Below are 7,306 nucleotides of genomic sequence, written 5' to 3' on the forward strand. Positions count from 1 at the left end.
CATCGTCTGGATTTCTGCCGACGAGCGCCGCCTGCCGGTGAAGGTCCGCAGCGAGGTGGCCGTGGGCCACTTCACGCTGGAGCTGACCCGCATCGAGAACGTTGGGCCGGGCTGGAACGAATGAGCCGCCGGAAGCGCGAACTCCCGGCGGCCCATGGAAAGACGCTGAGCGGTCTCAGTAGCTTTCGGCGGGGAAGCTGACGACCACCTGTTCCTGGCCGGACTTGGCCTTGACGATCTCGCCGATGACGTAAGCCTCCAGGTCCATGCCCTTGAGCCTGTTGCGCACGTCCTCCTCCACGTCCTTGCCCACGATGAGCATGTAGCCCACGCCGCAGTTGAAGGTCTGGAGCATGGTCGGCCAGTCCAGCCCCCCCTGCTCCTTGAGCCAGCGGAAGACCGGGGGCACGGGCCAGGAACCGAAGCTGAAGCTCGCGGCCACGCCCTTGGGCAGGACGCGCGGCACGTTGTCGTAGAAGCCGCCGCCGGTGATGTGCACCATGCCCTTGATGGTCAGGTCGCGCAGCAGGTTGAGCACCGGCTGGACGTAGATCCGCGTGGGCTGGAGGAGCACCTCGGCCGCAGTCCGGGCTTCGTCGCCGGGGAAGGGGTCGGAGGGCTTCAGGCCGGAGGCGTCGAACACCTTGCGCGCCAGGGAGTAGCCGTTGGAATGCAGGCCGCTGGAGGCCAAACCCAGAATCCGGTCCCCAATGGTGATGGTCGAACCGTCCACAATGCGCCGGTCGTCCACGATGCCCACGCAGAAGCCCGAGAGGTCGTACTCCCCCTCGGCGTAGAAGCCCGGCATCTCGGCCGTCTCGCCGCCCAGCAGGGCGCAGCCGGATTGCTTGCAGCCGTCGGCGACGCCCGAGAGCACGCTCACGGCGCGCTCGGTGTCGAGTTTGCTCGTGGCGAAGTAGTCGAGGAAGAACAGCGGCTTGGCGCCCTGGACCAGGACGTCGTTGACGCTCATGGCCACGAGATCGATGCCGATGGTGTCGTGGCGGTCGAACTGGAAGGCCAGCTTGAGCTTGGTGCCCACGCCGTCGGTACCGGCCACCAGCACGGGGTTCTCCACGTTGTTCAGGTCGAGCTTGAACAGGCCGCCGAAGCCGCCGATGTCCGTGACCACACCCTTGGTGAAGGTTCCGGCAACCATTTTCTTGATGCGCGAGATGAATTCGCCGGCGGCTTCGACATCCACTCCGGCGGCCTTGTAGGCGTCCGTACGCTTGGGCATGGGGGGGCGGTTCTCCTGTGTCTGTTGTCGGCAAAGCGCCTGTTCCAAAATATAAGTCCAGGCGACGCGGAGTTCAAGGCATTTCCTCGCTTTCTCCCGGCGCGAAGCTTGCATGGTTCGAGAAAAAGAGGGACAGTGTTTCCCGTGAAGACGGGGTTCCGAACCCCGCGAGGAGCCGCCATGCGTTCATTCGTCGCCGTCCTTTGCCTGGTTCTGGCCGTCGCCTTTTCGACGCCCGCCGCCGCCGGAAAGTTTCCCAACAAGGACACGGCCAAGAACAGGCAGGACAACACCTTCGGCACCCGCAACGCCGACGAGGTCACGACCATCACGGAGAACGCCACCGACGGTCTGCGCATCGAGTCCGTGCCGCGCAGTCAGCCCGAACGGGACTGGTACGAGAACATGGTCATCGGCGTGGACGTGGGGGTCAACGCCACGAATAAGGGGACCAGGCGCTGATTCCGCGTCTCGCCGTTGCTTTTCGCCGGGGCTGGGATACAATGGCGGCATACTCCGGAGGCGAACCATGCGCGAGGCCAGGCTGTGGGAAGCGCTGGGCGGCGGCAAGGTCCAGTGCCGCCTGTGCAACCATTTCTGCCGCATCGACGACGGTGATCGTGGCCGTTGCGGCGTGCGCGAGAACCAGGCCGGGACACTCCTGACCTTGGTCTACGACCGGGTGGCCGCGGCCAACCTGGACCCCGTTGAGAAGAAACCTCTCTACCATTTTCAGCCAGGGACCCAGACCTTTTCCTTCGGCACGCCCGGCTGCAACTTTTCCTGCTCCTTCTGCCAGAACGCCTCGCTCTCCCAGCCGCCGCGCGGGGGGGGGCGCATAGCAGGGCATCCGGCGACCCCGGAATCGCTTCTGGCGGCGGCCTTGGAATGCGGGGCGGCCAGCATCTCCTACACCTACTCCGAGCCCACGGTCTTTTTCGAGCTGGTGCAGGACACCGCCCGGCTGGCCCGCGAGAGGGGCCTCAAGAACATCCTCGTGTCCAACGGCTTCATGTCCCGCTTTTGTCTCGACGAACTGGCGGGGCTGGTGGACGCGGCCAACATCGACCTGAAGGCCTTCACCGAGGAGTTCTACCGGGACCGCTGCGGCGGCAAGCTCGCGCCCGTGCTGGAGAACCTCAGCCGCATCCGGTCCCTGGGCTGGTGGCTGGAGGTCACGACCCTGCTCATCCCCGGGCTCAACGACTCGGACGGGGAACTGCGGGACATCGCCGGGTTCATCGCCCGGGAGCTGGGCCCCGACACGCCCTGGCACGTGTCGCGTTTTCACCCGCAGTACAAGCTGCAGGATCTGCCGCCCACGCCCCTGGCCAGCCTGGAGCGCGCCGCGGCCGCCGGGAACGCGGCCGGTCTGCGCTACGTCTACGTGGGCAACGTGCCGGGCAACGAGCACGGGCACACCTTCTGCCCTGCCTGCGGCCAGGTGGTGATCCGCCGTCTCGGCTTCGCGGTCACCGGGCTGGAGGTCAAGGACGGGCGCTGCGTGCGTTGCGGCGAGGCCATCGCCGGGGTGGGCCTGGGCTGACGCGCCTTGCGGGCGGACGGCTTTTCACGTAAGCAACCGCCACCGGTCGGGGCGTGGCGCAGTCTGGCAGCGCGCCAGCTTTGGGAGCTGGTTGCCGGAGGTTCAAATCCTCTCGCCCCGACCAAGAAAGCATTGAAAAGCGGATGGTTGAAGACCACTCCGCTTTTTCATTTTTCGACCGTCAGAAACGATTTTCCACCTTGACTGTCTCCATATTGTCTCCGTTTTTTCCCCGCTGTTTCTTCCTCTTTCACTGATACCGTCTCCAAATTGTCTCCATGCCCCTGTCGCGCTCCTCCGTCTGCGAAATCCGGCGAGGGGCATCTGCCCAGATGCGAAAACGGCATCCGCCGCTCGCGCGCTAGGTCGGCAAGAGAATCCAAGTGATGAATCATGCGGATTTCAAAAAGACATTTCAAATTCTAGTCAAGGGAGAAATTCGATGGGAATGGAGTGAAGCATCGTGGAGACACTGCTGACGATCAGCGAGTTGGCGGAAATTCTCAGAACCACCCCGCGCGGCATTCGTTTGCGCAGACACCGCCGTCAATCCTTGCCTCCCGCGCTTCGCCTTGGCGGCAAGCTGCTGTGGAGAGAGCGTGATGTCACCGCTTGGCTTGAAGCCGAAGCGCTACGCCAGGGCATAGAGGGCGCGGCCCCGGCCGCACAGACCGATTGCACGGAATCCCGGCAACCTCGCCGTTCCGGCCGTCCCCGGAAAAACATTGGTGCTGGCTGAACATGGGCACTTCTTGTTCGTTCGACCATATCTGCGCCTTCCTCGCAGCAGAGGGGAGGGACGCATGTTTCCGTTTTACGGAAACGTGGCCTCCGTCGCCTTTTGGGCTCGGTCGGCTGGCGTCCGGAAGGCATGACTGATGGCTCGGCCGAAGAAAAAAAACCGCCTGGAACACATTGTCGGCGTGCGTTTGAATGGGAAAGACTATGCCGAGGCTCAGTCGCGATCCAAGGTCTGCGGCCTGCCGCTTTCTGCGTGGATGCGCGAAGCGGCGCTGGGCCGCCGATTGACCCCAGCGCGGCCTGCGATCAACCAAGAGGTCTGGGGAATGCTGGGGCAGTTATTGTCCACGCTCACCCTGCTCAAAGAGAACAGTCAACAGGTGAAACCAGAGCATTTCGGCATGATGAGCGATTTCGTCGGCAGGATTCGGGAGAAGCTTTCCGCATGATCGGCCACAAAGTCACTGGCACGGGGTTTCGAGGCTTAGCCAAGTATGTCCTGGGCAAACCCGGTGTGCAACGGCTGCCTGTGGGCACCCTGGCCGGAAAAACTCCGGCGGCCTTGTCCCAGGAAGTGGCTTGGCTGCGGGCAGCACGCCGCGACCTGTCGAAGCCGGTGCTGCACCGGACCTTGAGCTTGGCCCCGGGGGAGAGTTTGACAGTGGAACAATGGTCCTGGGTCGCGGTCAACTACATGAAACAAATGGGCTATGGCTCTGTTCCTTGGTTTTCAGCTGTCCATGAGGATTCAGGCTGCCAGCATCTTCATATTTGCGCGCTGTCCATTGATCCTACCCGCCAAGATCGCTTCGGCCGACCGGCACGCGTCGCGGATAGCAACGACTTCGCCCGTTCCGCGCGAATAATCCAGATGATCGAACGTCAGCTGGGGCTGCGGCCCGGGGCCATGACCCCGGGCGAGGCCGCGCGTTTGCCTCGGCGACAGCCGCCAAGCCGGCATGTGCAGCGTTTGGCCCGAACGGGCGAACCCCCTGAAAAGGTCGTTCTCCAGGCGCGCATTGAGTCGGCGTTGCAGGCAGCCGTTGATTTCAATGATTTCAAAGCACGTTTGGAGTTGACTGGTGTTGAAGTGAGAGAAAACTGGAAGGCCGGAGCGCTGAGAGGGCTGAGCTTTGGGCTTGGCGGCTATCGGGCCAAGGGTTCTCAGCTTGGCAGAAGATATGCGGCCTTGGGCGTCATCAAAGAACTGGAGATACGGCATGAGCAACGAGACGGACACGGTTTCCAAGGTGGAGCGGCTGCGCCAGACCCAGCAGACAGAGGCGGCGAAGGCCATGGACCGAGCCGAGGGAGTGTTGGCCCTGTTGCACGAGATTCGGGATGCAGTGATTGCGGTCAATCCCAGGGAGCCAATGACCCCGGGAGCGGCGATGACTCAGGCCGAGATCCGGGAGGTGTTGAACCAAGTGGTTATTCAGCTTAAAGAAATACAAAAGTCATTACCTCGAGCCAAGCTCTGGAGATGGTTGCTGGAGCGTTTGGAGGGTTTGCAGTCGATGCAAGAGGAAGCACGTCGCAGTGTGTATGCGTTGATTCCCATGATCATCCTGGCCGCTCTAGGGACGAGTCTCCTCACGGCATTCTTCACCGGCCAAATCACGCGGTCCATTCTCCGGGAGTTGCTTCTCAGTCTTTCCGGCCAATAAAGGAGCGAAGAGTGGGTAATGATCATGACGTGACTCCCTTTGAGGAACCGGGTAGCTACGTGCGAAAACAGAAGCAAAGACGACTTTTGCCCTTGAATGAGGTTGGCTTTTTTATAAAAAGTTATTAAATACAATTTATTGACAAGATGCTGCGGGCGATGTTCGGAAGGATTTTCAAGATACTCTCATCGAGTTCATCCCCAGAGCGGGGCAAGCTGAAAGAGCACTTTGTCCCGGCGGGTTGCGCGGGATCGGCCCAGTATGTCTCCCTGGATACAAGCCCAAGATCGCACGATGGGAAACTCTAGCCCCTTCTCATCGATGGAATTGCGTAGCTCATGTGCTTGGTGTTTTCACGTGCCGGAGCGGCAGGGTACTCCCCCTTGGCCACCACTGGACTCCAACGGGTATAATCGACTACCTAAATCGAGCGGAGGGGGCCCATTGAAGCCTTCCTCGGCAGAAACCGGGAGAAGATTGACTCCAAAAATGGTGCGAATGGGGACAGCTTGATCGCTGAAGCGTGATAATGCTGCTCGTTTCGGTTGTGAAACCGGATTTTTCAGGAAGTTGGACGCACCTCTCCCTTCGCTGGACATGGAGCGGGGCGTTCAGATCAGGTCCAGACGAATTTTGGAGCGTTCAGGCAGCGCTCCCACAGTTCTTTGAAACGCAACGATTCCATGGCTATCGCCGTGACCTTGAGTACGGTTTTGCCAGCATGGGACACCACCTTGGCGGCAACGTCCACCAAGCGACGACGCAAGGTGGTTGGGAAGGACTTGACTGGCACCACCGGCTCACTCACATCTTCCTTGAACGCTTCAAACAGGAAGAAGCCGAGGATCATGGTGTAATAGAAGGCGGCGTTGGGCACGAAGCGCTGGAACGGCAACTCCTCGAAGCCGAAATCCTTGAATGCCCTGTGCACCAGTTCGTCCGCGCCGCGTTGGTGGTAGGAGTGGATGATGGCATCGGTCTCGGTCATGAATTCACGGCCAGCCTTCCGCAGCTGCTGATCGACGACACCGCCCATGCCGAGGTTGGTATAGACGATGGTGCCGGGTCGCGATCCGGGGAGCAAGAATTGCTTCTCCTCCAGCAGAGGCCTCCAAAAGATGGCTCTGTAGGATTTTGCCCAGGACTTGCGGCGGTCGCTGAACTCGAAGCACTGCCAGACATCCTCGTCGGTCTTGCCGAAGTGATGCTGAAAGACGGTCTCGGGGAGTGACCCGATCATGTCCTTGATGTCGCCGTAGAATTTGCCCGCGCAAATGAAGCCAATATTCAGGCGCTCCATCTCGGCGAAGAGGTCCTGGTCAAAGAATCCGGAGTCCATGCGAATGATGATAGGGACGGTCTCGCTGTAACGGGTACGGATCATGCGCACCACGTGGCGGATCATGTTCGGGGCCGAGTCGCCGTTGAGGGAATGCTTGTCGCCGCCACGGAATACGGCGTCTATGATATACCGACCCCAGGTCATCTGGAGCGGCTGGAAGCCCAGGACTTTCTTGTATGTGGGTTTGACACCGTCTCGTTTCGGGGCTTGGTCGTTGTCCATGACCATGGTGTCGATATTCAGTTCGATCACCTCAGGGTTGGCAATATTGAGTCGCCAGAGAAACAGGTGCTGCAACAGACGACGGAAAAGGTAGGTCCTTTGTGCGGAAAAGGCTTGGTAGAACCGCTTGACGGTATGCGAAGAGGCCATGCCATTGATGTCTGTTTCGATAGCGGCTGCGTAGCCGGGGTCTTTGGCCAGGACATCGAAGTGGGCCAGGTGTCGACTGGTGCCGTCGAAGAGGAAGCAGAGCACCTGCTTGCAAAGCTCATCGATAGGCGTGCCCTTGGGGTTCTTGCGCATGGAGCCGAAAAGGCGGTTGATGTGGGGGAAAAGGCCAATCCCACGAAGGTAGCGAGCAAAGAGGTTGAGCCCGGCCCGGCTTGTCAGACAGTCGTTCGTGACCTGGACATCGTCGATGAATTTTGCTTTGGTTCTCTTTGAGTTGGACATCCAGCCCTCCACCAAATGGGTGAAACGTTCATGACGTAGTGACTGGATGTGATTGTAAACAAAAACAAGGCGATATGCCAACTTTGATGTTGTGT

General features: G+C 60.5%; 8 protein-coding genes, 1 tRNA gene and 1 pseudogene. 8 read left to right on the top strand and 2 right to left on the bottom strand.

Annotation, left to right across the window (positions count from 1 at the left end; all coding sequences use genetic code 11):
- Window positions 1-10: 10 nt before the first annotated feature.
- On the top strand, window positions 11-124 hold the full coding sequence (locus LHW45_10565) for a DUF3108 domain-containing protein (GenBank protein ID MCB5286013.1): 114 nt from the start codon (window positions 11-13) through the stop codon (window positions 122-124).
- Window positions 125-175: 51 nt separating this feature from the next.
- On the opposite strand, the gene purM is transcribed toward LHW45_10565, so the two are convergent.
- A complete protein-coding gene (gene purM / locus LHW45_10570) occupies window positions 176-1,240 on the bottom strand; it encodes a phosphoribosylformylglycinamidine cyclo-ligase (GenBank protein ID MCB5286014.1) in 1,065 nt (354 codons plus the stop codon).
- Between the two features lie 180 nt (window positions 1,241-1,420).
- Here purM and LHW45_10575 point away from each other — a divergent pair, with 180 nt between their 5' ends.
- From LHW45_10575 to LHW45_10605, 7 genes and pseudogenes are all read left to right on the top strand, one after another.
- Complete coding sequence (locus LHW45_10575; protein MCB5286015.1) at window positions 1,421-1,702, top strand: hypothetical protein; 282 nt, start codon at window positions 1,421-1,423, stop codon at window positions 1,700-1,702.
- A 67-nt stretch (window positions 1,703-1,769) separates the two neighbouring features.
- Complete coding sequence (gene amrS / locus LHW45_10580) at window positions 1,770-2,786, top strand: AmmeMemoRadiSam system radical SAM enzyme (GenBank protein ID MCB5286016.1); 1,017 nt, start codon at window positions 1,770-1,772, stop codon at window positions 2,784-2,786.
- Window positions 2,787-2,833: 47 nt separating this feature from the next.
- Window positions 2,834-2,910, top strand: a tRNA-Pro gene (locus LHW45_10585).
- 339 nt (window positions 2,911-3,249) lie between these two features.
- On the top strand, window positions 3,250-3,525 hold the full coding sequence (locus LHW45_10590) for a helix-turn-helix domain-containing protein (GenBank protein ID MCB5286017.1): 276 nt from the start codon (window positions 3,250-3,252) through the stop codon (window positions 3,523-3,525).
- Between the two features lie 139 nt (window positions 3,526-3,664).
- Complete coding sequence (locus tag LHW45_10595) at window positions 3,665-3,976, top strand: hypothetical protein (GenBank protein ID MCB5286018.1); 312 nt, start codon at window positions 3,665-3,667, stop codon at window positions 3,974-3,976.
- Window positions 3,973-4,737 (top strand): annotated as a pseudogene (locus LHW45_10600) (relaxase/mobilization nuclease domain-containing protein). Before LHW45_10595 ends, LHW45_10600 begins: the two are co-directional and overlap by 4 nt.
- A 10-nt stretch (window positions 4,738-4,747) precedes the next feature.
- Entirely contained in the window at window positions 4,748-5,194 is a 447-nt protein-coding gene (locus tag LHW45_10605) for a hypothetical protein (protein ID MCB5286019.1), read from the top strand.
- Between the two features lie 616 nt (window positions 5,195-5,810).
- On the opposite strand, the gene LHW45_10610 is transcribed toward LHW45_10605, so the two are convergent.
- Window positions 5,811-7,211, bottom strand: a complete 1,401-nt coding sequence (locus tag LHW45_10610; protein MCB5286020.1) for an IS1380 family transposase — start codon at window positions 7,209-7,211, stop codon at window positions 5,811-5,813.
- Window positions 7,212-7,306 lie beyond the last annotated feature (95 nt).

The organism is Candidatus Cloacimonadota bacterium (genome assembly GCA_020532085.1).
In the GTDB taxonomy this organism is placed as follows: Bacteria; Cloacimonadota; Cloacimonadia; order Cloacimonadales; family Cloacimonadaceae; genus Syntrophosphaera.